Origin of the sequence: Bradyrhizobium sp. WU425, from assembly GCF_021052305.1 — a bacterium.
Lineage (GTDB): Bacteria > Pseudomonadota > Alphaproteobacteria > Rhizobiales > Xanthobacteraceae > Bradyrhizobium > Bradyrhizobium canariense_D.
This window is the reverse complement of sequence record NZ_CP088089.1, coordinates 303068-329196: the sequence shown is the minus strand read 5'-3', so window position 1 is coordinate 329196 and position 26129 is coordinate 303068. Positions and strand designations below refer to the sequence as shown.

Below are 26129 nucleotides of genomic sequence, written 5' to 3'. Positions count from 1 at the left end.
GTTGCCCGGATCGAGCGTTGGAGTCCCCGGCAAAACCGGCTATGCATGCGCCGCTTGCAACGAGGACTTTGACTTGGCGACCGATAATGCCCCTTCGTCCGCGCCGTTCGGCGCGTTTGCGCCGAACGCGGCGCAGGCCGCGATCATTCGCCTCGCGACACAATCGGGGCTGAAGCGCGGCGCGTTCCGGCCCTGGCTGTCGCGATTGGTGAACCTGCTGCGCGGTGGCCCCATCGACATGCAATACCAGGGCGCATCGTTCCGCTTCTATCACCAGGGCAGCGCCACCGAGCGCGGCGCGCTGTTCAATCCCGATTACAATCTCGACGAGCTCGACTTCCTGCGCCAGCACACCCCGGAGGGCGGCGTGTTCGTCGACGTCGGCGCCAATGTCGGCACCTTCGCGCTGGTGATGGCGCGACAGGTCGGGCCATCAGGCAAAGTGATCGCCATCGAGCCGCATCCGATGACGTTTGGACGGCTGTCGTTCAACCAGGCCGCGTCGAAAGCGACGCAGGTGCGCCTGGTGCAGGCGGCCGCCGGCGACAGCGACGGCGAGCTGATGATCGAGAGCGGCGGCGGCAATCTCGGTGCCACGCATGTCGTCACTGGCACGGCCAGCGCGGAGGCCATCAAGGTGCCCTCGCTGCGGTTGACGCGCATTCTCGGCGACGCCGGCGTCACCAAGGTGGACGCGCTGAAGATCGACGTCGAGGGCTTCGAGGATCGCGTTTTGATCGGCTTCTTCCGCGACGCGCCGCAATTGCTATGGCCGCGCGCGGTGGTAATCGAGCATTTGTCGCAAAAGGAATGGCGGGACGATTGTATCGCCGACATGGTCGCGCGCGGTTTCGTGGTTGCGCGCAAGACGCGGAGCAATACGTTCCTGTCGCGCTGACGACGAACAACGGAGGTTACGAATGATCGACCATATGGGCTTCCCGGTCTCCGACTATGAGCGCGCCAAGGCGTTCTACGCCAAGGCATTGGCGCCGCTCGGCTACAGCCTGATCATGGAGGTCACGCAGGAGCAGACCGGACACGATCCAGCCGCCGGCTTCGGCGCCGACGGCAAGCCGGATTTCTGGATCGGCGGCGAGGGCGCGCTGAACAAGCCGGTGCATGTCGCGATTCTGGCGAAGGACCGCGCCACGGTAGACGCGTTCTACAAGGCGGCGATTGCAGCGGGCGGGCGCGACAACGGGCCGCCGGGCATCCGGGCGCATTACCATCCGACCTATTACGGCGCCTTCGTGCTCGACCCTGATGGACACAACATCGAGGCGGTTTGCCACGCGCCGGAATAGATAAGTTCCATCCTTCGGCCGGAACCTCGTTCCGCGCGCGCCGTTGTCGTCCCTTGCAAGAAGGAGCACGACATGGCCAACGACAATGCCCGCGACGTCGACCGCGTATGGGATCTGATGAAGACGATCGGATTCGCGATGCTGGTGACGCGCGATGGCGACAAGCTCCGCGCGCGGCCGATGAGCGCCTATCTCGACCGCAACGCGAACACGATTTATTTCCTCACCGACGCGCGGCGTCACAAGGACGAGGAGATCGCGCGCAATCCGTCCATCAACCTGTCGTTCGCAGATGCCGGCAGCCAGAAATACGTGTCGCTGACGGGCACCGCAATGATCTCCAATGACCGTGCCAAGATCAAGGAGCTGTTCTCGACGCCGGCCAAGGCGTGGTGGGACTCTGCGGAAGATCCGAACATCCGCGTGCTCAAGGTCACGCCTGACGATGCCGAGTTCTGGGACTCGCCCGGCACCGTGATTTCCTATGTGAAGATGGCGGCCGCGGCGGTGACGAACACGCGCCCCGATCTCGGCGACAACCGCAAGGTCTCTATGTAATGCCGATCGAGCCGCCCGAGATACCGCCGTCGACGCCCGGTACGCCCACCGAACCGCCGCCGGGGATTCCGCCGAGCAATCCGCAGCCTGAAATCGCACCGCCGGTGCGCGAGCCCGGCTCGCCAGCGCCGCCCGACGAATTGCCGGGCCGCATGCCTGAAGAGATTCCATCACGCGGACCGAACGGACCGCTCACGCCGAATCCCGCGACGGATGCAAGTCCGCCGCGGGATCGCGCATGAGGCGACGCATCACATCCGAGGCAATTGCAACCTGCGTCTGAATGCGCAATGAACGTCACCATAGTGAGGTGATTTGCGTGCAGAAATAAATCGGGCCGCGTCCGCTTCGTCCGCCACAATCCGGCCTAACGCGTAGCTGTTCATCCGAACACTTCGTCAAAGAACCTTCCGGGGAAGTTCACCACATGACCAACCTTCGTTTCGTGCTGCTTGCCACCACGGCTCTGACCGCGATGCAATTCGCAAGCTCCGCATCGCATGCACAAGGCGCGCCGCCGCTTGTCGTCGCGCAGGCGCAGCCACAAGAGACCGGCCCTGACGGAAAACCGAAGCAGCCGCCGAAGGGACCACCAGCGGCCGCGCCGCCTGCGGCGCCCGCGCGCCCGGCCGCACCGCCGCCCGCAGCTGCACCTCCCCATCCGCCGGCAGCGCCTCCGCCGGCTGCGGCACCGCCGCGCCCAGCAGCGCCGCCACCGCCCCCGCCACCACCTGCGGCCCGTCCGGCACCGCCGCCGCCCCCACCGCCGCCCGCCGCCCCGAAGCAACCTGCGCCGCCCCCGGCTGCGGCTCCGCAACAGCACGCGCCGACACCGCCGCCTCCGGCACCGCCTGCCGCGCGCCCGGCGCCCACGCCGCCAGCGCCGCCACCCGCCGCGGCTCCGCAGCAGCACGCACCCACGCCTCCGCCGCCCGCGGCTCACCCGACACCACCGCCGCCGCCTGCAGCAACTCCTCAGGGACGCCCAGCGCCGGCGCCCACGGCAACACCGTCGCCTGCGCCGGCCGCTCCGACCGCGCGACCGGGTGCACCCGCTCCGGCTGCACCTTCAGCCACACCGTCACCGACGGCGACTCCTGCGCCGACCGCGACGCCGGCTCCAGGCAGCACGCCGGGCACGCCGCCGACTGGCCGCCCCGGTACGCCGCCCCCCGGCGGACGTCCTGGTGCGCCCCCGGCTGCAGGGTCACCTGCTCCAGGCGCCACGCCCGCGCCGACGGCCACGCCGACCCCCGGTGGCACTCCGACGCCGCCGCCCGGCCGTCCAGGTTCGCCTCCTGCGCCTGGTGCAACTCCGGCTCCGACAACGACGCCGGCCCCCGGTGGCGCCGTGACACCGCCCCCTGGACGCCAGGGTGGTGCGCCTCCTGCTGGCGCACCCGCTGCTGGTGCGCCCGCTGCCGGAGCTCCGCCGACCCAGCCGCAGGCAGGCGCCCCGCCCCGGCCGCCGGCTCCCCCCGCCGGCGCCGCTGCACCGAGCACCGTGCCGGGCTCTGCGGCTGCGACCCCGCCGCCCAACAGGGCGCAATACGCGGCGCCCACGGTTGCGCCGGCGTTCCGCGCCGCGCCCACGACGACCACGCCCCTGCCGCCACCGCCGCGTCCGCCGCAGCGTGACCTGACGCCGCTCGCGATCGGTGCAGGTGTCGTCGCCGGTGCCGTGATCGGCGCCACCATCGCCGACTACCGCAACCAGCGCCGCGAGTCGGTCGAAGGCGGCCGCACCGTCTACACCGAGCCGGACCGCATCATCATCCGCGATCCGGGTGGGCAGACCTACGTCCGCGGCAACGATCTCTATCGCTTCCGCTATGGCGCCCGCGACATCCGCACCGAAACTGTCGGCGCCGATACCCGCACCGTGGTGATCCGTCCCGACGGCAGCGAGATCATTACCGTTGTAGGTCAGGACGGTCGGCTGCTGCGGCGAATCCGCAGGGACCCGGCCGGGCGCGAGCTCGTCATCATCGACAACAGCTACCGCGATCCTCAGTCGGTCGGCGGTTTCTATGTCGACGCGCCGCCGCCCGTCGTCAACATGCCCTACGATCGCTATATCGTCGACGCCCAGGAGGCCTCGCCGGACGTGATCTACGAGACGATGGTGGCGCCGCCGGTGCAGCGGATCAACCGTCGCTACACGCTCGACGAGATCCGCTACAGCCCGAATGTTCGCATGCAAATGCCGAGCATCGACCTCAACACGATCAACTTCGAGACCGGATCGTGGACCATCCCACCGGACCAGGCGGCGAAGCTGCAGTCGATCGCGGACGGTCTCAACCGTGCGATCCAGGCCAACCCGCGCGTGGTGTTCCTGATCGAAGGTCACACCGACGCGGTCGGCAACGACGTCGACAATTTGTCATTGTCGGACCGTCGTGCGCAGTCCGCGGCCGAATTGCTGACCCAGCAATTCGGTGTGCCGTCTGAAAACCTGACGTCGCAAGGCTATGGCGAGCAGTACCTGAAGGAGCAGACGCAAGGACCGAGCGCGATCAACCGGCGCGTCACCGTCCGCAACATCACGCCGTTGCTCAACGGCGGCCAGGCCTCGCTGCCGCCGCCCCCGCCCGGCACCGCGCCGCCGCGCTGAGGCGACACACAAATGCAAAATGGCCGGGAGCAATCCCGGCCATTTTTGTTTCGTAGCCCGATGGAGCGAAGCGTAATCCGGGTTCTATCGGCTTAGTTAGAGAATCCCGGATTTCGCTGCGCTCCATTCGGGCTACGGGCGCGTCAGCCCTTGTCGCTCTCCAGCCGGAAGATCTGCGAGCCTTCACTGCCCGACAACAGACCCGTGTCGCTGTAGAGCTTGAGCTTGGCGCGGGTATCGTTGATGTCGAGGTTGCGCATGGTGAGCTGACCAATGCGATCGGCCGGCGTGAACGCCGCGTCCTCGACCTTCTCCATGCTGAGCCGCTCCGGCGCATAGGTGAGGTTCGGGCTTTCGGTGTTGAGGATCGAGTAGTCGTTGCCACGGCGCAGCTCGAGCGAGACCTCGCCGGTGACGGCGCGCGCGACCCAGCGCTGCGCGGTCTCGCGCAACATCAGGGCCTGCGAATCGAACCAGCGGCCCTGGTAGAGCAGGCGTCCGAGGCGCATGCCGCTGATGCGGTACTGCTCGATGGTGTCTTCGTTGTGGATGCCGGTGACGAGGCGCTCATAGGCGATGTGCAGCAGCGCCATGCCGGGCGCTTCATAGATGCCGCGGCTCTTGGCCTCGATGATGCGGTTCTCGATCTGGTCGCTCATGCCGAGGCCGTGGCGGCCGCCGATGGCGTTAGCTTCGAGGAACAGCGCGACGGGATCAGAGAAGGTCTGGCCGTTCAGCGCGACCGGCTGGCCTTCCTCGAAACGCACCACAACCTTCTCGGCCTTGACGTTGCAGTCGTCACGCCAGAACGGCACGCCCATGATCGGGTTGACGATCTTGATGCCGCTGTCGAGACTTTCAAGATCCTTGGCCTCGTGCGTCGCGCCGAGCAGATTGCTGTCGGTCGAATACGCCTTCTCGGCGCTCATCTTGTAGGCAAAGCCCTGCGCCGTCATGAACGCCGACATCTCGGCGCGGCCGCCGAGCTCGTCAATGAACTGCTGGTCGAGCCAGGGCTTGTAGATGCGCAGGCCCGGATTGGTCAGGAGGCCGTAGCGATAGAAGCGCTCGATGTCGTTGCCCTTGAAGGTCGAGCCGTCGCCCCAGATGTTGACGCCGTCCTCCTTCATCGCCGCGACCAGCATCGTGCCGGTGACGGCGCGCCCGAGCGGCGTGGTGTTGAAATAGGTGATGCCGCCGGTCGAGATATGAAAGGCGCCGGACTGGATCGCGGCGATGCCTTCGTGGACGAGCTGCTTGCGGCAATCGACCAGCAGCGCTTTCTCCGCGCCGAACTCCATCGCCTTGCGCGGGATCTCGTTGTAATCGGCCTCATCCGGCTGGCCGAGATTGGCGGTATAGGCGTAGCAGCGCGCGCCCTTCTGCTTCATCCAGAGCAGCGCCGCGCTGGTATCGAGGCCGCCCGAAAAAGCGATGCCGACTTTCTCCCCCTTGGGCAGGCTTTTCAGGATCGTGGTCATGGGGCTTCCAATCGGTCTCGAAGGGCTGATGTCGTTTCACGGGTTGACCGCGCGAATATCAAATTTCGCGGGGCTCGGCACCCCTTTAATGGCTCAAACTGACGGCTCGGCACCCGTCTTGCGTCCGAACAGGCGCTGGCGGAGCCGGTAAGCGGGCATGTTCAGCCGAGTCAGGGCGGCATCGACCGCCTCGTCGGAAAACCGGGTCCGCGGCCAGCGGTAAATCAGCGCGTAGGCAAACCAGATCACGACGAAGGTGACGAGGCCGGCGATCGACACGTCGGTGAAGAAATGGCCACCAAAGGCCATCCGCAGCCCGCTGGTCACGAGGCCGAACACCACGGCTCCGGCATAAGCGAGCGGTCGCCACGCCGGCGGTGCCAGTGCGGCCGGCGCCAGCGTCCAGAACGCGGTCGCGCCCTCGCCCGAGAAGAACGAGCAGTTGCGCGCGCAGCCCCCGCGCGGATCCCACCACGGCACGAATTGCTGGTCGCCGGCGAACTGCGTCACCACCACCGGGCGCGGCCGGCCCCAATAGGACTTGAAGGCGAGATTGGTGAGGATGCCGGCCGACATGATGATCGTGACCAGCAGGAAGACGATCGCGCGACCGGATACCATCAGCGGGCGGTCGGGCCGGACCATCTTGACCACGAGCGCGATCAGCGCAGGCAGCACGAACGCCCAGGCGACCCACATCGCGGCGTCGCGCGCGAAGCCGGCCCAACCGTTCAGCTTGAGCGGAAACGTTTTCGTCTCAGGGTCGAAGAACAGCGCGGCGAGCTTGAGATCAAGCTCGGGATAGAGGCCGAAAACGACGCCGATCACGAGCCACAGCGCCAGGGCGATGAAGAGTCCAGTCCGGTTCATGGCGCGCGGTTTAGCCCAGTGGGAAAGGGATGAAAACCCCGTGACAAGTCAGAAAGTCACCGCGCATCCGGCCGCGAATTCGACGGCAGCGGCGGAGGCGGCTGGCGCGCAGGCGGCGGATTGCGCCAAGCGCCGGCATTGCGGCCGGCGATCAGCCAGTAGACGACGCCGGCGACGATGCCCGCGCCGGTCATGATCTCCAGATGCCGCCGCACAATGCCTTCGAATTGCAGCGTGTCGGAATGAAACGGGACCAGGCCGAGATAGCAGGCGAGCCCCACGACGCCTCCGCCCACGGCATAGGCGAGCGCGCTGCGGATGTAGAGCGCCTCGGTGATCGCCACGATCACCGCCGCCGGCACCAGCGCAAAGCCCGAGACGAAGATGAAGCCGAACCCGAGCAGGATATCGATCGTGCCCTGATCGACGGGACCGGCGCCGAGATCGGCGAACTCCGGAAACAACAGCGCGACGACAACGATCATGCCGCCGACGAAACAGGCGGCGAGGAAGCCGATGAAGATGACGACGAGGCGGCCGATCAGGGACATGATGGGAACGAATTGGTGACTGACGGCGTCGCCACATCCACAATCGTCATGCCCGGGCTTGACCCGGGCATCCACGACTTGCTCTCTCGTGGCTCGACGTGGATGGCCGGGTCAAGCCCGGCCATGACGGGCGTTGAGAGCGTCGCCATCATCAATATCAATCCGTCATCGCCATGGCCCGCAGCGTCTGGCGTTCACGGGCCGAGAGCTTTTCCGTCTCCGACTTGAGCTGGCCGCAGGCGGCGAGGATGTCGCGGCCGCGCGGAGTGCGCACCGGCGAGGAATAGCCGGCGTTGAAGACGTATTCGGAGAATTTTTCGATCTGGTCCCAGTCCGAGCACTCATAGGCGGTGCCGGGCCAGGGGTTGAACGGGATCAGATTGATCTTGGCGTGAATGCCCTTGAGCATCTTCACCAGCAGCTTGGCATCGTCGAGCGAATCGTTGACGCCCTTGAGCATCACATATTCGAAGGTGATGCGGCGCGCGTTCGAGGCGCCGGGATAGTCGCGGCAGGCCTGCAGCAATTCCTTGATCGGATATTTGCGGTTGAGCGGCACCAGCTCGTTACGCAGCTCGTCGCGCACCGCATGCAGCGAGATCGCGAGCATCACTCCAATCTCCTCGCCCGCGCGCACGATATTCGGGACCACACCCGAGGTCGACAGCGTGATGCGGCGGCGGGAGATGCCGATGCCTTCGTTGTCGCCGACGATCAGCAGCGCGTCGCGCACCGCGTCGAAATTGTAGAGCGGCTCGCCCATGCCCATCATCACGATGTTGGTGACGCGGCGCGTACCGTCTTCGCGATCGGCCCAATCATTCAGACGATCGCGCGCCACCATCACCTGTCCGACGATCTCCCCGGCGGTGAGATTGCGCACCAGGCGCTGCGTGCCGGTGTGGCAGAACGAGCAGTTCAGCGTGCAGCCGACCTGGGAGGACACACACAACGTGCCGCGATCGGTTTCGGGGATGTAGACGCACTCGACTTCATGCGCCCGCTCGACATTGTCGCCGCTCGGCAGCCGCAGCAGCCATTTGCGGGTGCCGTCGTTGGAGATCTGCTCGGCCACGACTTCGGGCCGGTCGACGGTAAAATGTTGCGCGAGCTCGGCACGAATGCCCTTCGAGACCGACGTCATCTCTTCGAAATTCTGGGCGCCACGGAAATACATCCAGTGCCACAGCTGCTGCACGCGCATCTTGCGCTGCGCCGGTGCAACGCCGATCTCGCCGAGGCGATCGGCAAGCTCGGTGCGCGACAGGCCGATCAGCGAGGGCCTCGCCGGCGGCACATAGGTCTCGAGCGGAGTCTTCTCCACCAGTGTTGCGTTGTGCGGCTCGGTCGTCGGTTGCATGGAATGGCCTGATTTAGGTGGTCGTTCTGGGATGGTCCAAAGGACTAAACCCGGAACCTCGAGATTCCGAGTTCGATGCTACGCATCGCCCCGGAATGACGGGAGAAAATCTGGAACGCGCCCTATATAGCAACCGGAACGGCCGATTGCGACCTTATCGACCGCAGGCTTAACGCCTGCAATCCTGCGCGATCTTGTCGAGCGCCTGGGCAAGGCCCTTCAGCGAAAAGGTGTCGGTGGTCTCGGTTCCCTTGGACGACATGCCCTTGACCACGAGATCGGCGGATTTGCGCATGGCCTCGACCATCCGCTCTTCCTCGGCCGCGTTCTTGATCCAGAGACCGTCGCCCTGCGAGTACATGGCGAAAGCGGCGCCGCCCACCTCGACCGAGGATTCAGAGCCCGGCTTCAGCGCATAGCCGATCATGACCGAGACTTCGTTGTTGACCTTCTCCGCCGGGCGGGTGGAGACGAAGGCATAGGCAGGATCGCGCGGCCGATTCGGCGGGTTGGTCTTCGACGACGACGGCTTGGCCAGCGCGAAGCAGACCTTTTTGCCGTTGGGCGCGGCCGAATAGGCGCCCCAGGTGCCGAACTGACCGATCAGGGTTGGCTCCGCGCCGCCGGCAACCGCCGCGTGCGGGGCCGCCGGCTTGCTCTCGGGCTTTGCAGCCGTCTTTCCGGTCGTATTGGCCGCCGGCGCGGCCGGTTTCGGCGCGGCCTCTTTCGGTGCAGTCTTGGGCGCAGGCTGCGCCGTCTGCGCCCGCGCGGAATCGATGATTCCACAGGCCGCCACGCCCGTCATCAAAGCTAAAATCAGCACCCGCCACATGCTGGAGTGGTTCCCTCAATATTGTGACTGGAAGATGGCCCGGTCGCGCATTGTCCCCGGGGCAGGGATAGCCGGGAAAGTCCAATTTGGGAAGGCAGTTAGCGAAGGTCGCGGCGACTAGGCCCTGGATCGCGCCGCGCGTTGTTCCGCCCATTGCGCATCGGTCCAGCGCAACAAATCCTCGGCGCCGGAGCTGCGCAAATGCGCGCCACCGTCGATCACCACCATCTCGCCGTTGATGTAGCCGGCACGGTCGGAGACCAGGAAGCTGGCGAGGTCGGCAAGCTCGGGGTGCTCGCCGGCGCGTCCCATCGGGTTGCGCGCGGCCCACCCTTCGTCGCGACCCTCGGGGCGGAGCTGGCCCGAGGCGCCGGCGGTCGGGAACGGTCCCGGCGCGATCGCGACGGTGCGGATTCCCTTCGGGCCCCATTCCACGGCGAGACTTTTGGTCATCGCCAACACGGCCGACTTCGCCATCGCCGACGGCACGGTGAAGGCGCGACCGGTGATGGTCGAGGTCGAGAGGATCGAGAGCACGACGCCGCCATGCTTGCCGTCGATCCAGCGCTTGCCGGCGGCAAGCGTGCAATACATCGCACCATGCAGGGTCGGCGCGAGAATCGCATCCGCGGCGCGGAATGAGAGATGCTCACTCTGCGCGATGAAAGTCGCAGCCGCATTGTTGACGAGAATATCGAGCGGCGCCCCGCGCCAGATCGCGTCCATCATGCTCTCGACGGCGGTGCCGTCGCGGATATCGCAGGCGATCGTGGTGACCTTGCCGCCGGTCTCTTCGCGCATCTTGCTCGCCGCCGCCTCGAGCCGATCGAGCTTGCGGCCGCAGATCACGAGCTCGGCGCCGAGCGCGAGGAAACGGTGCGCCATTGCAGCACCGAGGCCCGAACCGCCGCCGGTGACGAGGATGCGCTTGTCCTTGAGCAGGCCTGTTTCAAACATGGTTTGAATCCTTCTTGTTTCGTCGTTGCGCGCGCAGCGGGAAACCGTACCGCGGAAATAGGCTTCGCTACGCTCCCAATGACGGGAGGATAGGCTCCTGCGTTCCAACTGACAAAGAAACCGGATTGTCGCCCGCACCTAAATCCGGCAGAAACGGGCAAACTATAAATCTACTCGAAACGCCCAGTACTTCACTTCTCAAGAAGGTGCCGCCATGAAAGCCATCCTCTGCTCGCAATATTGCCAGCCCGACGATCTCGTTCTGGCCGACGTGCCGGATCCGGTGGCCGGTCCCGGCGAAGCCGTGATCGCGATCAAGGCTGCGGCGCTGAACTTCTTCGACATCCTGATGATTCAAGGCAAGTACCAGATCAAGCCGCCATTCCCGTTCTCGCCGGCCGCCGAAGTGGCTGGGGTGATCGAGAGCATCGGTCCCGGCGTGACTGATCTGAAGATCGGCGATCGCGTCGTCGCCTCCTGCGGCCACAACGGCGCGCGCGAAAAGATCGCGCTGCCGGCGGCATCGATCGTGAAGATCCCCGACAATCTCGATTATGACCGCGCGGCCGGCATCATCATCATCTACGGCACCGCGCTGCATGCGCTGGAAGATCGCGCGAGCCCGAAGCCGGGCGAGACGCTCGCGGTGCTCGGCGCCGCCGGCGGCACCGGACTTGCCGCGTGCGAGCTCGGCAAGCTGATGGGCCTGAAGGTGATCGCCTGCGCCTCGTCGGACGAGAAGCTCGAATTCGCGAAGGCGCACGGCGCAGAACTCGCGCTCAATTACGGCAAGGAAGATTTGAAGGAAGGCCTGCGAAAGCTTACGGGCGGCAAGGGCGTCGACATCATCTTCGATCCGGTTGGTGGCACCTATGCCGAGCAGGCCCTGCGCTCGATTGCCTGGGAAGGCCGCTTCCTCGTGATCGGCTTCGCCGCCGGCGACATTCCGAAGATGCCGCTGAACCTCGCGCTGCTGAAAGGCTGCGACATCCGCGGCGTGTTCTGGGGCGCATGGACCCGACTCAACCCGGAAAAGAACCGCGCCAATCTCGAGAAGCTCGTGAAGTGGACAGCGGAAGGAAAGATCTCCTCGCATGTCGATCGCGTCTTCCCGCTGGCGCAGACGGCGGATGCGCTCAAGGTGCTCGCCGGACGCCAGGCGATGGGCAAAGTGATCCTGCATCCGTGAGGCTATGCGGCGCGACGTGTGTCGGTACGGCCGCTCGCCACGAGCTCAACTGTCATCGCCCGGCTTGACCGGGCGACCAGTACTCCGAGACGTCAGTCATTGAATCGAGAAGCCGCGGCGTACTGGTTTCCCGCCTTCGCGGGGAATGACCGCGAGCGCGGGACAGGCAGTGTCCGCGCCGCCGCCGGGTCAATCCCCGTCAACCATTGTCGACAAAATTGCGGGGCATTCCTCCGCCTCGCCTCAATCAAACCCAAATATCTCCCGATTCGCGCAAGCCGCCGACGTTTTTTGGGCTGATTCAGACGGCGATTTACCGGCTCCAGTTTGCGGGGCATTTCTGGACAACAACAAAAAGACTGAAGCCGGGATGCCCCAGCGTTGCGTTAGTAGTGGGGAGCATCACCATGGAGACGACGGCGTACCGCCCGTCCACGGAATCGAGATCGTTCGATTCCGATCAAGCTGCATCACATCCGGCCGTCGCGTCCTATATCCGTGCGCGCGCCGCGCGGCTCGATCTGTCACCGGAAGATCCAATTCCACTGTTCCTGTCCGATCCGCTCGGTGTGCCGGAGTCAGGCGAATATACGGCGCGGGCGTTGGGTCCCCGGCTCAGAATTGTCCCGCGTGTTCTCGCGGCGGTTCTCATCGCATCCACGCTGGCCGTTGCGGCCGCGCTGTATCAGCCCAGTCTCCGCAATCTCTTCGCCGCCGACGCTGCCGGCCCGACGGGTGCCGAGCTGGACCAGGCCATGGCGTCGGCCAACGTGCCGGACAGGCCTCAGACCGCGTACAAGGACCCGGCGCGCTTGAGCAACACAAGGCTGGCGAGCGCTGACGCGCAGGATCTCCCCGCAGCCTCAGCTCCGAGCCGCGAAGCGATTGCGACTGCCTATCAAACCGCGCTGCAAGCCCAGGCGCCCGGGCCAGTCGCGGCGCCGCCTGCGCCCCCGCCGCCCGCTAAGACGCTCGATGCCGACACACTGGCTGGGCTGATGGCGCGCGCGAACGGTCTGTTGGCGGTCGGCGACATTGCCGCGGCGCGCCTGCTGCTCGAACGGGCCGCCAATGCACAGGATGCAACGGCTGCATTTCTGCTCGCGCAAACCTATGACCCGGCGGTGCTGGGCACGAGCGACGCGCGGCGCGTTGCTGCCGACGCGACCGCCGCGCGCGACTGGTACCAAAAGGCCGCAGGCCTTGGATCGGCGGAGGCGCGGCAACGCCTCGCCCAGCTTCAGAACTAGAACTCTTTAGGGGATATCATGCGTAACGCTTTGAGAATGGCGCTTGCCGCCATCATGATGATCTATGCTTTCGCGGCACGCGCGGAGCAGACCGAATATGATCCGGCCAAGGTCTCTGACAGCCTGAAAGCCATCTTCCAGTTCGGTTCGACCTCGACCAAGCAGTCGCTGAACGCCAACACCGTGACGTTGATCACCGGCACGATCGGCGGCACCTATGTGCAATTCGGCGCCGACCTCGCCTCCGTGCTCGACGACGGCAACAGGATTCGTGTGTTGCCAATCGTCGGCCGAGGTTCGGTGCAGAGCGTTGCCGACATCCTGTTCCTGCAAGGCGTCGATCTCGGAATCGTCCGCGCGGATACGCTCGACTATCTCGAGCGCAAAGGTTTTGCCAAGGACATCAAGAAGCAATTCACCTATGTGACGAAGCTCTACAACGAAGAGATGCAGGTGATCGCGCCAAAATCGGTCGCGACACTCAAGGATCTGGAAGGCAAAACTGTAAGCGTCGATCTGCCCAACGGCGGCACCTTCGTCACCGCGCTCACCGTGTTCGAGCGGCTCGGGATCAAGGCGAAATTCGTTTATGTCGAGCAGCGCATCGCGATGGAGAAACTGAAGGCCGGCGAGATCGACGCCGTCATCGTGGTCGGCGGCAAACCGTACAAGTCCGTTTCGACCTTCGGCAATGACGGCCGCTTCCACCTTGCGACCGTGGATTATGCAAAGCCCCTCCAGAGCGACTATCTGCCGGCGACGCTGACCGCCAAGGACTATCCGAACCTGGTCAAGGAGGGCGAGAGCGTGGACACCATCGCGGTGCCGGCGGTGCTCGCGGCCTACAACTGGGCGCCCAACACCGAGCGCTACCGCAAGCTTGCACTGTACGTGGACGCGTTCTTCACGAAATTCCCGACGCTGCAGAACCCGCCCTTCCATCCCAAGTGGAAGGAGGTCTCGCTCGCGGCGCCCCTGGCGGGCTGGAACAGATTGCCGGTGGCGCAGCAATGGCTCGACCGCCACGGCGTCGAACCGGTGACGCGGCAACGCTTCGAGGCGTTCCTGCGACAGAGCCCCTCGGCCGCAAAAGTGTCCGACGCGGACAAGGAAACGCTGTTCAAGCAATTCCAGGCGTGGGACGCCGAAAAGGCCCAGGCCCAGGCCCAGGCGCAGGCGGAGAAGAAGTAGCGAGCAGTCATCCACACATACAGCTGTCATCGCCCGCGAAGGCGGCGATCCAGCATTCCGAGACGGTTATGGTTCAATCGGTGGGCCGCGGCGTGCTGGATTCCGCACCTTCGCGAGGAATGACAGCGGAGTATGCGACGACAGCTATTGCGCGGCTTCCGGCTCCACCTCATCCACCCCGCGCTTCAGCGCGGCGCGGGCGGCTTCGCGATGCTCGTTCGTGATGTGGCTGGCAACCATGCGGATCGCGGTGGCGAGTACGGCGGCGTCATCGGTGAAGCCGAGGATCGGCATCACGTCGGGAACGAAATCAAACGGCAGGATGAAATAGGCGATCGCCCCGAGCAGCGAGGCCTGGACATGGCGCGGCGTCTGTCGGTCGAAGGCGCAGTAATAGGCGGCGAGCAGATCCTCCGCGAACGGCAGATGCGCGGCGACACGCTTCAGCTTGCGCCAGAAGCGGCGGCGCACGCTCTCACGATCTTCCGCGAGCCGGTCGGCGGGCTCGAAACCGACGCTGTGTTCGGCAGCCATGTTCGACAAACTCCCCGTTCCAGCCTGGGGTGGCAGATCGCCGCATCCCGTGCTGATCACAAGATGGGGACGCGGCCTTCCCCTGCAAGACGTCAGCCTGGTGTCAGCTTGGCGATGGCGTTCATCGCCTTGGCGAGCTCGATGTCGAGCGCGGTGACGCCGCCGGCGTCATGGGTCGACAGCACCACCTCCACCGTCTTGTAGACATTGCGCCATTCGGGGTGGTGGTCCATCTTCTCGGCGACCAGTGCCGCGCGGGTCATGAAGCCGAACGCCTCGTTGAAATCCTTGAAGACAAAGGTTTTCCTGATCGCCTCGCGTCCTTGAGCCTCGGTCCAGCCAGGTAGTTCGCCCAGCGCCTGCCTGCGTGCCTCCGCCGAGAGCCGTTCTGTCATCCTCGCCTCCGTCCCTTTCAGGGGAACTTTACCCTAACACCGCACTGACGCCCCGGGTTCATACGGGATTGGACCCCATCCGCTAACCATGACGGAGATGTAACCCTGCCGGACAAGAAATTTGCTACACTTGCAGGCGTAAACCGCCGGCCAAGACCAAACTGAGCCTCAAGCGAATGTTCGGGAGATCGATGACCGGGGGATTGGACCTGGCCGAAGCGCCCACCCCGCCCTCGCCGCGATCATCGGCGCGGAAGACGGCGCTCGTGACTCTCGCGCTGGTGCTCGCGATCGTTGGCGCGCTCGCCGGCGGCTATTACTTTGCCATGCGGCCGGTGACGCTGAAGATCGCGGTCGGCCCCGCCAACAGCGATGACGTCAAGGTCGTGCAGGCACTGACCCAGGCCTTCGCGCAGCATAAGAGTTCTGTGCGATTGCGCCCGATCCAGACCGACGGCGCCACCGCCAGCGCCAATCTGCTCGCGGAAGGCAAGGCCGATCTTGCCATTGTGCGCGGCGACGTCGACGTACCGAAGAACGCGCAAGCGGTTGCGACCCTGCGCAAGAACGTCGTGGCGCTATGGTCCGTGTCCGGCAAGGGCAAGAAGAAGGGCGCGAAGATCACCAAGATCGCGCAGCTCGCCGGACATCGGGTCGGCGTGGTCGGCCGCACCCAGGCCAACGTCAATTTGCTCAAGGTGATCCTGCAGCAATACGGTGTCGATCCCGCCAAGGTCGAGATCGTGCAATACCCGGCAACCGAAGCCGTCGAAGCGATCAAGGCGCAGAGGGCTGATGCCTATCTCGCGGCCGGTCCCGTCAACAGCAAGATCACGGCGGAGGCGATCGCCGCTTCCACCAAGGATTTCGGCACGCCGACCTTTCTCGCGATCGATTCCGCGGATGCGATCGCCCAGAACCATCCGGTCTATGAAGCGGCCGAGATTCCCGCGGGCACTTACGGCGGCTCGCCCGATCGTCCCGATGACGAGGTCAAGACCATCAGCTTCTCGCACCACATCGTGGCGCGCAAAGCAGTGTCCGAAACCACCATCGCGGCGTTCACGCGCCAGCTTTTCTCCGTACGCCAGCAATTGGTGACGGAATTCCCGCTGGCGGCGAAGATCGAAACGCCCGACACCGACAAGGATGCGGTGATTCCCGTGCATCCCGGCGCCGCCGCTTTCGTCGACGGCGAAGAAAAGACCTTCCTCGACAGATACAGCGATTACATCTGGTGGACCCTGATGGCGCTCTCGGCCATGGGCTCGATCGGCGCCTGGTTTGCGGGCTATCTGAAGAAGGACGAGCGCGACAACAACAGCCATCTGCGCGAGCGGCTGCTCGACATGATCACCGCCGCTCGAAAGAGCGAAACGACCGAAGATCTCGATCAGATGCAGACCGAGGCCGACGAGATCCTGCGCGACACGCTGCGCTGCTACGACCACGGCGCGATCGAGGAAGGTGCGCTCACCGCCTTCAACATCGCGCTCGACCAGTTCCATGCGGCGGTTGCCGACCGCAAGGCGGTGCTGTTCAGCCTGCCGCAGAACCTGCAGCGCGCCGGTGCCCAATTCCGGGCCGCTGGCAACGCGTAAGCGCTCGCGCGTTATCGCCGCGTCACATTGTCTCAATATAGCGTCTGCTTCACCATGGCGACCGCCCTGGGCGATCGCCTCACGCGATATCGAGACCGTCTTCATGAACATCAAATTCTCCCGCCGCCGTTTCCTGACGACCAGCGCCGGCGCGCTCGGCGCGGTCGGAATGCCCCATCTCTCCCGCGCGGCCGACCGGCCGGCGGTGACCCATGGCGTGCAGTCGGGCGACGTCACCGTCGACAGCGGCGTGGTCTGGGCGCGCACCGACCGGCCCGCACAGATGCTGGTCGAGGTGGCGACGACGGAGTCGTTCAGGGATGCCCGCGCGCTGCCGCCGATCGCGGCGCTGCCCGACAGCGACTTCACCGCGAAGATGCTGATCGAAAACCTGCCGGGCGGACAGGACATTTTTTACCGCGTCCGCTTCCGCGATCTTTCGCACACCGCGGTGGAGGGCGAGCCGGTGACCGGCCGCTTCCGCACCGCACCCGCCGACCGTCGCGACGTCAGCTTCGTCTGGGGCGGCGACGTCGCAGGACAAGGCTGGGGCATCAACCCTGATGACGGCGGCATGTTCACCTTCTCGGCGATGCGCAAGCACCGTCCGGATTTCTTCCTGCACTCCGGTGACACCATCTATGCCGACGGCCCTATCCAGTCCGAGGTGAAGCTCGCGGACGGCAAGATCTGGAAGAACGTCACGATTCCCGAGAAGGCCAAGGTCGCCGAGACGCTGGACGAGTACCGCGCCGCGCACAAATACAATTTCACCGACGACAATCTTCGCGCCTTCAATGCCGAAGTGCCGATCTTCGTGCAGTGGGACGACCATGAGGTGACCAACAACTGGTCGCTGTCGAAGGAGCTGCCGGCGACCTACAAGGAGCGCGACATCGCACTGCTTGCGGCCCGCGCAAGCCGTGCCTTCCACGAGATGTATCCGATGCGCGAGAGCATCGTCGAGCCCGGCCGCGTCTATCGCCAGATCTCCTATGGTCCCCATCTCGAGGTGTTCGTGCTCGACGAGCGCAGCTATCGCGGCCCGAACGGCCCCAACCTCGAAACCGTTTACGACCCGGCCAGCTATTTCCTCGGCCCGGACCAGATCGCCTGGCTCAAGCGCGGCCTGTTGAATTCTCGCGCGACCTGGAAAGTGATCGCCTCCGACATGCCGCTCAGCCTCGTCGTGTCAGACACGCCGAAGGGGGGATCGGAAGCCATTGCGCAGGGCGACGGCCCGGTGCGCGGCCGCGAGTTCGAGATCGCCGACATCCTGCGTTTCATCAAGATGGCGCCGGTCAGCAACACCGTGTGGCTAACGGCGGACGTGCATTACGCGGCCGCGCATTATTACGATCCGAACAAGGCGCAATTCCAGGATTTCGAGCCGTTCTGGGAGTTCGTGTCGGGCCCGCTTCACGCGGGCACATTCGGCCCGAACGCGCTCGACAATACGTTTGGGCCGGAGGTGCGTTTCGTCAAGGCGCCCGGGAAAGACAACCAGAACCTGCCGCCATCCGCCGGCATGCAGTTCTTCGGTCACGTCAAGATCGACGGCGCTTCCGGCCAGATGACGGTGACCTTGCGCGACCGCGCCGACGTCGCGCTGTGGTCGACCACACTCGATCCGAAGCCGGCCTGACGCCGTATCGCTAGTTCGCCGCGCGGACCTGGAGCGCCGCCTCCAGCGCGTCGCTCGAACACGGCTTCTGCAATCGCGGCTGGCCGGCGAATTCGGGCGGGATGCGCGCGTCAGCGCCGTAGCCGGTGACGAACACAAAGGGAATTTTCAGCGCCGCGAGCCGTTCGGCGACCGCAAAGCTGTTCTCGCGACTCAAACCGACGTCGAGCAAGGCGAATTCGGGGGCGTGCGCCGCGATTGCGGCCAGCGCCTGCGCGACTGAACCTACCGTGCGCACGCTCTTCACGCCAAATCCGAGCAGGCGATCCTCGAAGTCGATCGCGATGATCGGATCGTCCTCGACGATGAGGACATCGGCGGGACAGTTCGAATCATCGGAAACGGCGGGTGCCATCATCGTAACTTGGAGCATGAGGTTTCTCTGACTGGGATACCGCGTCACGACGCCTGTACCCGGCGCGGAGGTTCCCGGAACGAAACCACCACATCACAGTTGTTAGGTCTGTCTACTTGTGCACACAGGACCTCGTCGGAACTCGCTAATGTGGAGGCGGATGGGAGTTTAGGATGGACGCGCGGACCAGCAACGCCACCGAGATCGATAGCCGGCCGACCAACAATCTGCTGCGGCGCTTGAGCCCGGCCGACTTCGCCCTGCTTGCGCCGCATGTCATGCTCGAAAGCGCCGCAGCGAATGAGCTGCTCTACAACCCCGGCGACGACGTCCAGGTCGTACACTTCCCCTGCGGACCGTCGCTTGCAACCTTCCTCGTTCCCAATGAGGACGGCCGCGATGTCGAGACCATCCTGGTCGGCCGCGAAGGCGCGGTGGGCGGCATCGTCAGCGAGGGTTATCTGCCGGCCTATACCCGGATCTGCGTGAAATTCGGCGGGCCGTTTGCGCGAATTCACGTCAGCAAGCTGGAGGCCGCCAAGCAGCGCTCGCCCTCGTTGCGCCATGTCTTCGCTCGTTACGCCGACTGCATGCTGGCTCAGATCTTCCAGTCCACCGCCTGCAACGCCATTCACTCGATCGAGCAGCGCACCGCCAAATGGATGCTGGCCGCTATGGAGCGGACCGGCGACGAGAGCAGCGTGCCTCTGACGCACGAGCAGCTCGCGACACTGCTCGGCGTCGGCCGCAGCTATGCCAGCCGCGTGCTCCAGTCGTTCAAGGCGGAGGGCGTGCTCGACACGCGACGCGGATCGATCCTGGTCCGCAACCGCGAGGGCCTGCGCCTGCGCTCCTGCCTGTGCAACGAGGCCGTGAAGATGCACTTCGAGGAGGTGCTGCGCGGCGTCTATCCGACCGAGGAGAGGCAGGCCGGCTAGCCGCCTGACTCGCTCCTCTTGGGGGATAAGAAGCGGCCGCACTATCCCGCCGCGGGGGAACCTGGGTAATGTCCCCGCATGAGCGGGGCTTTCCTTCACACTCTCTTCGACATCGCGGCGTGGCTGGCTGCGGCCGTGGCGCTCTACTGGCTGTCGCGACAGGGCTTGCGGTTTCCGGCGCAATCCTTCGAGCGGTCCTACCTCGCCGCTTTGGTGTTCGGTGCGGGCCTTGGCGCCTATCTGTTCGGCTCCGCGAATCTGTGGCTGTCCGGCCAGAGCGGCATCGCGCGCTCCGTGGAAGGAGCGCTGGTCGGCGGCATCGCGGCGATCGAGCTCTACAAAAGGTCCGCAGGGATCACGGTCCGAACCGGCGCCCGTTTTGCGCTGCCGCTGGCGCTCGGCATCGCGATCGGCCGGCTCGGCTGCTATTTCGCGGGCCTCGACGATTTCACCTACGGCACGCCGACGGCATGGCCCTGGGGTCATGATTTCGGCGACGGCATCCCGCGCCATCCCGTGCAGCTCTACGAAAGCGCCGCGATGGGGGTGTTCGCGCTGCTCTACGTGGTGGCGGTCTTGAACCGGAGCGCGTTTGTGATCACCAATGGTTTCTACCTCGTCCTCGTCTATTATGGCGCACAGCGCTTCCTGTGGGAATTCCTCAAGCCCTACGGCACGCTGCTCGGCCCCTTCACGCTGTTTCACCTGCTGTCCCTGTCCATTCTGCTCTACGCCGTCGTCATGCTGGCGAGGGCGCCCAAAGCGAGACCCATGCATGAACGCGCCGTTGCGTAAGTCGCGCCCCTATATCTTCTGGGGCCAGACCCAATCTCTCTGCGAGACCTGCCTGAAGCTGGTGCCGGCCAAGATCCAGATCCTCGACAACGAGGTTTGGTACCAGAAGCGCTGCAAGGAGCATGGCGTCCAGTCCACGCTTGTGTCGACGGACGCCGCCTATTGGCGCCTTTGCAAGGATTTCATCAAGCCGGGCGACCGGCCGCTGGCCTTTCAGCGACATACCGAATTCGGCTGCCCCTACGATTGCGGCATGTGCCCCGACCACGAGCAGCATTCCTGCCTGGCGCTGATCGAGATCACCGAGCATTGCAATCTGACCTGTCCGGTGTGCTTTGCCGATTCCTCGCCGGCGCGGACCAGCTTCACGCCGCTGGCCAAGATCGAGCGAATGCTGGACGCGCTGGTCGCGAGCGAAGGCGAGCCTGATTTGGTGCAGATCTCCGGCGGGGAGCCGACGCTGCATCCCGATTTCTTCGCGATCCTCGATGCGGTGCGCGCCCGCCCGATCCGCCATGTCATGATCAACACCAACGGCCTGCGTATCGCCCGCGAAAAGGATTTCGTGGCGCGGCTCGCCGAGAACAAGCGCGGGCTCGAGGTCTATCTCCAGTTCGACTCGCTCGAACGCGACGCGCTGATCAATCTGCGCGGCGCGGACTTGCGAAAGATCCGTCAGCAGGCGCTGGAAAATCTCGAGCATTACGGCGTATCGACCACGCTGGTGGCGACCATCAAGCGCGGTGTCAACGATGCCGAGATCGGCGACATCGTCCGCCACGCGCTGACCTGGAAGTGCGTTCGCGGCGTCACGCTGCAGCCGGTGCAGGACGCCGGCCGCAACGAAAATTTCGACAAGAACACCGATCGCATCATGCTGTCGGAGATCCGCAAGCGCGTGGTCGAAACCGGCGTGTTCGGCGACAAGGACATGATCCCGCTGCCCTGCAATCCCGAAAGCATCTCGATCGGTTACGGCCTGCGCAACGGCAAGAAAGTGCTGCCGCTGACCTCGCTGATCCCGCAGGAGCAACTCGTCGCATTGTTGCCCAATACGATAAGCCCGGAGAAGCATCCGGCGCTGAGGGAGAAATTCATCGATCTGTTCTCGCTGTCCTCGGGACCGCTGAACACGAGCGAGCGCGTCTGCGAATTGCTGTGCTGCCTGCCGAGCTTCGAGGTGCCGCAGGGAATCACGTACGAGAACGTATTCCGCGTCACCATCGTGCAGTTTCTCGATCGCTTCAATTTCTGCGTCGGCAACGTCAAGCGCAGCTGCATCCATTTCGTCACCGAGAACGGCGCGATCATCCCGTTCGACACCTACAATCTGTTCTACCGAAACGGAAAGATCGACGGCATCCGCGCCGAACTGGCGGCGCAGTCAACCGCAGGAGTCCTGCAGGCATGAGCATCAGCGACACGCCGCCGCCAGCCCCTCCGGGACCGCCTCCTGCCCCGCCGAACAAGCGCGGCGGCTGCCTGACCGCGATCATGGCGATCTTCGGGATCCTCATGCTGCTACCCGGTGCCTGCGCATTGCTGTTCGGCGGAATGTCGGTGATCGAGGGCGGCCGGATGGGTTCCGACGTGGCACCGCTGGTGTTCGTAGGCCTGGTCGTGGGGCTGGGCGGGGTCGCCCTGATCTGGGCCGCGATCAAGGGCCGGCGCGGCTGAGCCCGGCTTTTCGCCTAACCCCCGGGAATTCCCGGACAAAATTCAATCAACCAACGGCCAAAGAACACATTGTTTTTTGGCGGTTTTTGCCTATATTGCGCCGCAACGCGTAGGGTGCCCGGTCGATATGCCGGGCTTTCCCTTTTGGGCGGAAAGCGCCCCGTTTCCAGTCTTCAAGCGTTGTTTCGAGAAGAGGTCCCGGTCTGACCGGCGAGATCGCGCTTAACCCATTGTCCGACCGCAAAGAAGCCCACTCATGAATCTTCGCAACATCGCCATCATCGCCCACGTCGACCACGGCAAGACGACCCTGGTCGACCGCCTCCTCCAGCAATCCGGCACCTATCGCGAGAACCAGAAGGTGACTGAGCGCGCCATGGACTCCAACGATCTGGAGCGCGAGCGCGGCATCACCATTCTGGCCAAGGCGGCCTCGGTGCAGTGGAAGGACACCCGCATCAACATCGTCGACACCCCAGGCCACGCCGATTTCGGCGGCGAGGTCGAGCGCATCCTCAACATGGTGGACGGCGCGCTGGTGCTGGTCGACGCCGCCGAGGGGCCGCTGCCGCAGACCAAATTCGTAGTCTCCAAGGCGCTCAAGGTCGGTTTGAAGCCGATCGTCGTGATCAACAAGGTTGACCGTCCCGACGCGCGGGCAACCGAAGTCATCAACGAGGTGTTCGACCTGTTCGCGGCGCTCGACGCCAGCGAGGAGCAGCTCGACTTCCCGATCCTCTACGGGTCGGCCAAGCAAGGCTGGATGGCCGAGAGCCCGGACGGGTCGCAGGAAGCCGGCATGCAGCCGCTGTTCGACCTGATCGTTCGCCATGTCGCGCCGCCGACCGTCGAGGAAGGCCCGTTCCGCATGATCGGCACCATTCTGGAAGCCAACCCCTATCTCGGCCGCATCATCACCGGCCGTATTTCCTCGGGCTCGATCAAGCCGAACCAGGCCGTGAAGGTGCTGGGCGCCGACGGCAAGATGATCGAGCAGGGCCGCATCACCAAGATCCTCGCCTTCCGCGGCATCGAGCGCACTCCTCTCGACGAAGCCGAGGCAGGCGACATCGTCGCCATCGCCGGCCTGACCAAGGGCACCGTCGCCGACACCTTCTGCGATCCGTCGGTCGACACCCCGCTGGTGGCGCAGCCGATCGACCCCCCGACCGTGTCGATGTCCTTCATCGTCAACAACTCGCCGCTCGCCGGCACCGAAGGCGACAAGGTCACCAGCCGCATGATCCGCGACCGCCTGCTGCGCGAGTCCGAGGGCAACGTTGCGCTGCGGGTCGTCGAAGCCTCCGACAAGGACGCGATGGAAGTTTCAGGCCGTGGCGAATTGCAGCTCGCGATCCTGATCGAGACCATGCGCCGCGAGGGCTTCGAGCTTTCGGTGTCGCGTCCGCGTGTCGTATTTCAGAAGGACGAGGCCACCGGCGCCACCCTCGAGCCGATCGAGGAAGTCGTCATCGACGTCGACGAGGAGCATTCCGGTGTCGTCGTGCAGAAGATGAGCGAGCGCAAGTCCGAGCTGATCGAGATGAAGCCGTCCGGCGGCAACCGTCTGCGGCTGGTGTTCTACGCGCCGACCCGCGGCCTGATCGGCTACCAGGGCGAGCTGCTCACCGATACCCGCGGCACCGCGATCATGAACCGTCTGTTCCACGGCTACGCGCCGTACAAGGGCGAGATCCAGGGCCGCCGCAACGGCGTGCTGATCTCCAACGACCAGGGCGAAGCGGTGGCTTACGCCATGTTCAAGCTGGAAGATCGCGGCCCGATGATGATCGAGCCGGGCTGGAAGGTCTACAAGGGCATGATCGTCGGCGAGCATACCCGCGACAACGACCTCGAGATCAACGTGCTCAAGGGCAAGCAGCTCACCAACATCCGAACCACGTCGAAGGACGAAGCGGTGCGCCTGACCCCGCCGATCCGCATGACGCTGGAAAAGGCGCTGGCCTATATCGAGGACGACGAGCTGGTGGAGATCACGCCGAAGTCGATCCGCCTGCGCAAGCGGCACCTCGACCCGAACGAGCGCAAGCGCGCGGAAAAATCCAAGGAAGCGGTGGCTTAAGGCCACTCGGACACACGACGAATGCGTCATGGCCGGGCTTGTCCCGGCCATCCACGTCTTCGATACTGGTGTCAATGACGTGGATGCCCGGGACAAGCCCGGGCATGACGATGAAATTGACCGCTATGTCCCTCCCCTCCTCCGTCGACGTCGCGATCATCGGTGCGGGCGCCGCCGGCCTCGGCGCGGCGCATGCGCTGGCAGGCTCCGGCCTCTCCGTGATCGTGCTCGAGGCGCGTAACCGGCTCGGTGGCCGGGCCTGGACGGTGCAGGCCTCGCCCGAAGTCACCTTCGACGTCGGCTGCGGTTGGCTGCATTCGGCGGACAACAACTCCTTCGTCGCGATTGCAAAGCAGCTCGATTTCGAGGTCAACAAGGACCTCCCGCCCTGGCTCGAGCGCGCCTATGGCGACGCGTTTCCGAAAGCCGAGCGCGATGATTTCATGCACGCCATGGACGCCTTCTATCAGCGGCTGTGGGAGACCGCCCAGAAGGGCCAGGATGTCCCCGCGAGCTTCAGCCTGGAGCCCGGCAATCGCTGGAATCCCATGATCGACGCGATCTCGACCTACATTAACGGCTGCGAACTGAAGGACATGTCGACGCTGGACTGGGACGCCTACGAGGACAGCGACCTCAACTGGCGCGTCCGCCGCGGCTACGGCGCGCTGATCGCGGCCTATGGCGCGCCCTGCCTGGTGGCGCTGAACTGCAACGTCACGCTGATCGATCATTCCGGCCAGCGCATCCGCATCGAGACATCGCAGGGCACGCTGACCGCGGACAAGGTGATCGTCACCGTGCCGACCAATCTGATCGCCAATGAGGCGATCCGCTTCTCGCCACCTCTCCCCGCCAAGGTCGACGCCGCGGCCGGCCTGCCGCTCGGTGTCGATGACAAGGTGACGCTGGCGCTCGACGATGCCGAAGCCTTCCCGAAGGAAGGTAATTTGCGCGGCGCCACGATGCGCACTGACATGGGCACCTATCATATCCGCCCGTTCGGCCAGCCCTGCATCGAAGGCTTTTTCGGCGGCAGCTTTGCACGCGAACTGGAAGACGCGGGCGACGGCGCCATTGCCGCCCAAAGCATCGAGGAGATCGCAGGCTTCCTCGGCAACGACATCAGGCGAAAGCTGAAGCCGCTCTACGAGTCGCGCTGGGCCCACGACCCCTTCGCGAGAGGCTCCTACTCGCACGCCCTGCCCGGCCACGCCGGTGACCGCGCCGTGCTGGCGGCACCGACCGATGGGCGGCTGTTCTTTGCGGGAGAAGCGACGTCGCCGAACTTTTTCTCGACGGCGCATGGGGCGCGGGACTCAGGGGAGCGGGCGGCGAGGGAAGTGCTGGGCGTTCTGGGCAAACCGTAACCGCACGCTCGTCATTGCGAGCGCAGCGAAGCAATCCAGAATCTTTCCGCAGCGACACGGATCGCTTCGCTGCGCTCGCAATGACGAATTACTCGATCACCCGTGCTCGCAAATCGGCGTCAGGCACGAAGCACGCATCGTACTTGCCAAATATGCGGTAACGGTTGCGCGCAATGAGGCTATACACCGGGTCGCGCAACGCTTTCGGGACGGCAAACAACGCACGCACCCAGCCCCAGCCGGGGAGCTGCGACAGCACCGTCAGCGCAGCGTCCGACTTCATGAACACCTCGCCGCCGTGAATGACGGCATTGGTGTCGGGATCAGCGGGATCGATGCCGAACGTGCGCGCGAGCCTTGCGCCATAGTCGGACTGGATCGGCGTGAAGCGAAACCTCTTCCCCGTGTCGCGCGCGGCGACGAAGCGCACCCAGCGCGAGCAAAAAATGCAGACGCCGTCGAACAGGATCACGTCGTCGTCAGGCCATTTTGGCATCAGCGATTGTCCAATATCAGGTGCGTGACCAGGAAATA

At 64.9% G+C, this 26129-nt stretch carries 26 protein-coding genes; 16 read left to right on the top strand and 10 right to left on the bottom strand.

Features of this window, described 5'->3' with window-relative positions:
* Nucleotides 1-73 precede the first annotated feature (73 nt).
* The 5 genes from BcanWU425_RS01570 to BcanWU425_RS37360 all read left to right on the top strand — a co-directional run bounded on the left by BcanWU425_RS01570 (nt 74) and on the right by BcanWU425_RS37360 (nt 4482).
* Nucleotides 74-898 (top strand): FkbM family methyltransferase, encoded by an 825-nt coding sequence (locus tag BcanWU425_RS01570; RefSeq protein WP_204512882.1) that lies wholly within the window; start codon nt 74-76, stop codon nt 896-898.
* A 22-nt stretch (nt 899-920) separates the two neighbouring features.
* Nucleotides 921-1307, top strand: coding sequence for a VOC family protein (locus BcanWU425_RS01565; protein WP_007598770.1), 387 nt, complete (start codon nt 921-923; stop codon nt 1305-1307).
* A gap of 72 nt (nt 1308-1379) precedes the next feature.
* Nucleotides 1380-1865 (top strand): pyridoxamine 5'-phosphate oxidase family protein, encoded by a 486-nt coding sequence (locus BcanWU425_RS01560; RefSeq protein WP_018459773.1) that lies wholly within the window; start codon nt 1380-1382, stop codon nt 1863-1865.
* Nucleotides 1865-2107, top strand: coding sequence for a hypothetical protein (locus BcanWU425_RS01555; RefSeq protein ID WP_018459772.1), 243 nt, complete (start codon nt 1865-1867; stop codon nt 2105-2107). The genes BcanWU425_RS01560 and BcanWU425_RS01555 overlap by 1 nt, the downstream gene beginning before the upstream one ends.
* 185 nt (nt 2108-2292) lie before the next feature.
* A complete protein-coding gene (locus BcanWU425_RS37360; protein ID WP_204512883.1) occupies nt 2293-4482 on the top strand; it encodes an OmpA family protein in 2190 nt (729 codons plus the stop codon).
* Between the two features lie 143 nt (nt 4483-4625).
* Here BcanWU425_RS37360 and argG read toward each other — a convergent pair whose 3' ends face one another.
* From argG to BcanWU425_RS01515, 6 genes are all read right to left on the bottom strand, one after another.
* Nucleotides 4626-5963, bottom strand: coding sequence for an argininosuccinate synthase (argG, locus tag BcanWU425_RS01540; protein WP_085348510.1), 1338 nt, complete (start codon nt 5961-5963; stop codon nt 4626-4628).
* Between the two features lie 93 nt (nt 5964-6056).
* Nucleotides 6057-6833, bottom strand: coding sequence for a phosphatase PAP2 family protein (locus BcanWU425_RS01535; protein WP_018459768.1), 777 nt, complete (start codon nt 6831-6833; stop codon nt 6057-6059).
* A gap of 56 nt (nt 6834-6889) precedes the next feature.
* Nucleotides 6890-7384, bottom strand: coding sequence for a hypothetical protein (locus tag BcanWU425_RS01530; protein WP_018459767.1), 495 nt, complete (start codon nt 7382-7384; stop codon nt 6890-6892).
* A gap of 157 nt (nt 7385-7541) precedes the next feature.
* Nucleotides 7542-8744 carry a 23S rRNA (adenine(2503)-C(2))-methyltransferase RlmN gene (rlmN, locus tag BcanWU425_RS01525; protein ID WP_018459766.1) on the bottom strand — a complete coding sequence of 401 codons (1203 nt, stop codon included), beginning with the start codon at nt 8742-8744 and terminating at the stop codon, nt 7542-7544.
* 169 nt (nt 8745-8913) lie between these two features.
* Nucleotides 8914-9576 (bottom strand): invasion associated locus B family protein, encoded by a 663-nt coding sequence (locus BcanWU425_RS01520; protein WP_018459765.1) that lies wholly within the window; start codon nt 9574-9576, stop codon nt 8914-8916.
* A gap of 117 nt (nt 9577-9693) precedes the next feature.
* Complete coding sequence (locus BcanWU425_RS01515) at nt 9694-10533, bottom strand: SDR family oxidoreductase (RefSeq protein WP_085354310.1); 840 nt, start codon at nt 10531-10533, stop codon at nt 9694-9696.
* Nucleotides 10534-10747: 214 nt separating this feature from the next.
* Here BcanWU425_RS01515 and BcanWU425_RS01510 point away from each other — a divergent pair, with 214 nt between their 5' ends.
* From BcanWU425_RS01510 to BcanWU425_RS01500, 3 genes are all read left to right on the top strand, one after another.
* Entirely contained in the window at nt 10748-11722 is a 975-nt protein-coding gene (locus tag BcanWU425_RS01510; RefSeq protein ID WP_018459762.1) for an NADPH:quinone oxidoreductase family protein, read from the top strand.
* Nucleotides 11723-12129: 407 nt separating this feature from the next.
* Entirely contained in the window at nt 12130-12972 is an 843-nt protein-coding gene (locus BcanWU425_RS01505; protein WP_085348513.1) for a hypothetical protein, read from the top strand.
* Nucleotides 12973-12990: 18 nt separating this feature from the next.
* Nucleotides 12991-14163, top strand: coding sequence for a TAXI family TRAP transporter solute-binding subunit (locus tag BcanWU425_RS01500; RefSeq protein ID WP_204512884.1), 1173 nt, complete (start codon nt 12991-12993; stop codon nt 14161-14163).
* Nucleotides 14164-14307: 144 nt separating this feature from the next.
* On the opposite strand, the gene BcanWU425_RS01495 is transcribed toward BcanWU425_RS01500, so the two are convergent.
* Both BcanWU425_RS01495 and BcanWU425_RS01490 read right to left on the bottom strand, forming a co-directional pair.
* Nucleotides 14308-14697: a YkvA family protein gene (locus BcanWU425_RS01495; RefSeq protein ID WP_018459760.1), complete on the bottom strand. Its 390-nt coding sequence runs from the start codon at nt 14695-14697 to the stop codon at nt 14308-14310.
* Between the two features lie 92 nt (nt 14698-14789).
* Nucleotides 14790-15092, bottom strand: coding sequence for a 4a-hydroxytetrahydrobiopterin dehydratase (locus tag BcanWU425_RS01490; RefSeq protein WP_204512885.1), 303 nt, complete (start codon nt 15090-15092; stop codon nt 14790-14792).
* A gap of 191 nt (nt 15093-15283) precedes the next feature.
* On the opposite strand from BcanWU425_RS01490, the gene BcanWU425_RS01485 reads away from it, so the two are divergent.
* Nucleotides 15284-16693, top strand: a complete 1410-nt coding sequence (locus tag BcanWU425_RS01485; protein WP_204512886.1) for a TAXI family TRAP transporter solute-binding subunit — start codon at nt 15284-15286, stop codon at nt 16691-16693.
* Nucleotides 16694-16796: 103 nt separating this feature from the next.
* On the top strand, nt 16797-18338 hold the full coding sequence (locus tag BcanWU425_RS01480) for an alkaline phosphatase D family protein (RefSeq protein ID WP_204512887.1): 1542 nt from the start codon (nt 16797-16799) through the stop codon (nt 18336-18338).
* Nucleotides 18339-18348: 10 nt separating this feature from the next.
* On the opposite strand, the gene BcanWU425_RS01475 is transcribed toward BcanWU425_RS01480, so the two are convergent.
* Nucleotides 18349-18750 (bottom strand): response regulator, encoded by a 402-nt coding sequence (locus tag BcanWU425_RS01475; RefSeq protein ID WP_085359643.1) that lies wholly within the window; start codon nt 18748-18750, stop codon nt 18349-18351.
* A gap of 155 nt (nt 18751-18905) precedes the next feature.
* Between BcanWU425_RS01475 and BcanWU425_RS01470 the strand changes: the two genes are divergently transcribed.
* The 6 genes from BcanWU425_RS01470 to BcanWU425_RS01445 all read left to right on the top strand — a co-directional run bounded on the left by BcanWU425_RS01470 (nt 18906) and on the right by BcanWU425_RS01445 (nt 25595).
* Nucleotides 18906-19670 carry a Crp/Fnr family transcriptional regulator gene (locus tag BcanWU425_RS01470; protein ID WP_018459755.1) on the top strand — a complete coding sequence of 255 codons (765 nt, stop codon included), beginning with the start codon at nt 18906-18908 and terminating at the stop codon, nt 19668-19670.
* A gap of 78 nt (nt 19671-19748) precedes the next feature.
* Entirely contained in the window at nt 19749-20465 is a 717-nt protein-coding gene (locus BcanWU425_RS01465; protein ID WP_204512888.1) for a prolipoprotein diacylglyceryl transferase, read from the top strand.
* Entirely contained in the window at nt 20446-21876 is a 1431-nt protein-coding gene (locus BcanWU425_RS01460; RefSeq protein ID WP_204512889.1) for a radical SAM protein, read from the top strand. The genes BcanWU425_RS01465 and BcanWU425_RS01460 overlap by 20 nt, the downstream gene beginning before the upstream one ends.
* Nucleotides 21873-22142 carry a hypothetical protein gene (locus BcanWU425_RS01455; RefSeq protein ID WP_018459752.1) on the top strand — a complete coding sequence of 90 codons (270 nt, stop codon included), beginning with the start codon at nt 21873-21875 and terminating at the stop codon, nt 22140-22142. The genes BcanWU425_RS01460 and BcanWU425_RS01455 overlap by 4 nt, the downstream gene beginning before the upstream one ends.
* A 256-nt stretch (nt 22143-22398) precedes the next feature.
* Nucleotides 22399-24225 (top strand): translational GTPase TypA, encoded by a 1827-nt coding sequence (typA, locus tag BcanWU425_RS01450; protein WP_085348520.1) that lies wholly within the window; start codon nt 22399-22401, stop codon nt 24223-24225.
* A 125-nt stretch (nt 24226-24350) separates the two neighbouring features.
* Nucleotides 24351-25595, top strand: coding sequence for a flavin monoamine oxidase family protein (locus BcanWU425_RS01445; protein ID WP_204514028.1), 1245 nt, complete (start codon nt 24351-24353; stop codon nt 25593-25595).
* 88 nt (nt 25596-25683) lie between these two features.
* Here BcanWU425_RS01445 and BcanWU425_RS01440 read toward each other — a convergent pair whose 3' ends face one another.
* A complete protein-coding gene (locus BcanWU425_RS01440) occupies nt 25684-26091 on the bottom strand; it encodes a thiol-disulfide oxidoreductase DCC family protein (RefSeq protein ID WP_085348521.1) in 408 nt (135 codons plus the stop codon).
* Nucleotides 26092-26129: the final 38 nt, after the last annotated feature.

What these genes read in the sequence shown, in the direction of transcription:
- BcanWU425_RS01565 (WP_007598770.1), top strand. Translation starts at nt 921, where the DNA reads ATGATCGACCATATGGGCTTCCCGGTCTCCGACTATGAGCGCGCCAAG.
- BcanWU425_RS01560 (WP_018459773.1), top strand. Translation starts at nt 1,380, where the DNA reads ATGGCCAACGACAATGCCCGCGACGTCGACCGCGTATGGGATCTGATG.
- BcanWU425_RS01555 (WP_018459772.1), top strand. Translation starts at nt 1,865, where the DNA reads ATGCCGATCGAGCCGCCCGAGATACCGCCGTCGACGCCCGGTACGCCC.
- BcanWU425_RS37360 (WP_204512883.1), top strand. Translation starts at nt 2,293, where the DNA reads ATGACCAACCTTCGTTTCGTGCTGCTTGCCACCACGGCTCTGACCGCG.
- argG (WP_085348510.1), bottom strand. Translation starts at nt 5,963, where the DNA reads ATGACCACGATCCTGAAAAGCCTGCCCAAGGGGGAGAAAGTCGGCATC.
- BcanWU425_RS01535 (WP_018459768.1), bottom strand. Translation starts at nt 6,833, where the DNA reads ATGAACCGGACTGGACTCTTCATCGCCCTGGCGCTGTGGCTCGTGATC.
- BcanWU425_RS01530 (WP_018459767.1), bottom strand. Translation starts at nt 7,384, where the DNA reads ATGTCCCTGATCGGCCGCCTCGTCGTCATCTTCATCGGCTTCCTCGCC.
- rlmN (WP_018459766.1), bottom strand. Translation starts at nt 8,744, where the DNA reads ATGCAACCGACGACCGAGCCGCACAACGCAACACTGGTGGAGAAGACT.
- BcanWU425_RS01520 (WP_018459765.1), bottom strand. Translation starts at nt 9,576, where the DNA reads ATGTGGCGGGTGCTGATTTTAGCTTTGATGACGGGCGTGGCGGCCTGT.
- BcanWU425_RS01515 (WP_085354310.1), bottom strand. Translation starts at nt 10,533, where the DNA reads ATGTTTGAAACAGGCCTGCTCAAGGACAAGCGCATCCTCGTCACCGGC.
- BcanWU425_RS01510 (WP_018459762.1), top strand. Translation starts at nt 10,748, where the DNA reads ATGAAAGCCATCCTCTGCTCGCAATATTGCCAGCCCGACGATCTCGTT.
- BcanWU425_RS01505 (WP_085348513.1), top strand. Translation starts at nt 12,130, where the DNA reads ATGGAGACGACGGCGTACCGCCCGTCCACGGAATCGAGATCGTTCGAT.
- BcanWU425_RS01500 (WP_204512884.1), top strand. Translation starts at nt 12,991, where the DNA reads ATGCGTAACGCTTTGAGAATGGCGCTTGCCGCCATCATGATGATCTAT.
- BcanWU425_RS01495 (WP_018459760.1), bottom strand. Translation starts at nt 14,697, where the DNA reads ATGGCTGCCGAACACAGCGTCGGTTTCGAGCCCGCCGACCGGCTCGCG.
- BcanWU425_RS01490 (WP_204512885.1), bottom strand. Translation starts at nt 15,092, where the DNA reads ATGACAGAACGGCTCTCGGCGGAGGCACGCAGGCAGGCGCTGGGCGAA.
- BcanWU425_RS01485 (WP_204512886.1), top strand. Translation starts at nt 15,284, where the DNA reads ATGACCGGGGGATTGGACCTGGCCGAAGCGCCCACCCCGCCCTCGCCG.
- BcanWU425_RS01480 (WP_204512887.1), top strand. Translation starts at nt 16,797, where the DNA reads ATGAACATCAAATTCTCCCGCCGCCGTTTCCTGACGACCAGCGCCGGC.
- BcanWU425_RS01475 (WP_085359643.1), bottom strand. Translation starts at nt 18,750, where the DNA reads ATGCTCCAAGTTACGATGATGGCACCCGCCGTTTCCGATGATTCGAAC.
- BcanWU425_RS01470 (WP_018459755.1), top strand. Translation starts at nt 18,906, where the DNA reads ATGGACGCGCGGACCAGCAACGCCACCGAGATCGATAGCCGGCCGACC.
- BcanWU425_RS01465 (WP_204512888.1), top strand. Translation starts at nt 19,749, where the DNA reads ATGAGCGGGGCTTTCCTTCACACTCTCTTCGACATCGCGGCGTGGCTG.
- BcanWU425_RS01460 (WP_204512889.1), top strand. Translation starts at nt 20,446, where the DNA reads ATGAACGCGCCGTTGCGTAAGTCGCGCCCCTATATCTTCTGGGGCCAG.
- BcanWU425_RS01455 (WP_018459752.1), top strand. Translation starts at nt 21,873, where the DNA reads ATGAGCATCAGCGACACGCCGCCGCCAGCCCCTCCGGGACCGCCTCCT.
- typA (WP_085348520.1), top strand. Translation starts at nt 22,399, where the DNA reads ATGAATCTTCGCAACATCGCCATCATCGCCCACGTCGACCACGGCAAG.
- BcanWU425_RS01445 (WP_204514028.1), top strand. Translation starts at nt 24,351, where the DNA reads ATGTCCCTCCCCTCCTCCGTCGACGTCGCGATCATCGGTGCGGGCGCC.
- BcanWU425_RS01440 (WP_085348521.1), bottom strand. Translation starts at nt 26,091, where the DNA reads ATGCCAAAATGGCCTGACGACGACGTGATCCTGTTCGACGGCGTCTGC.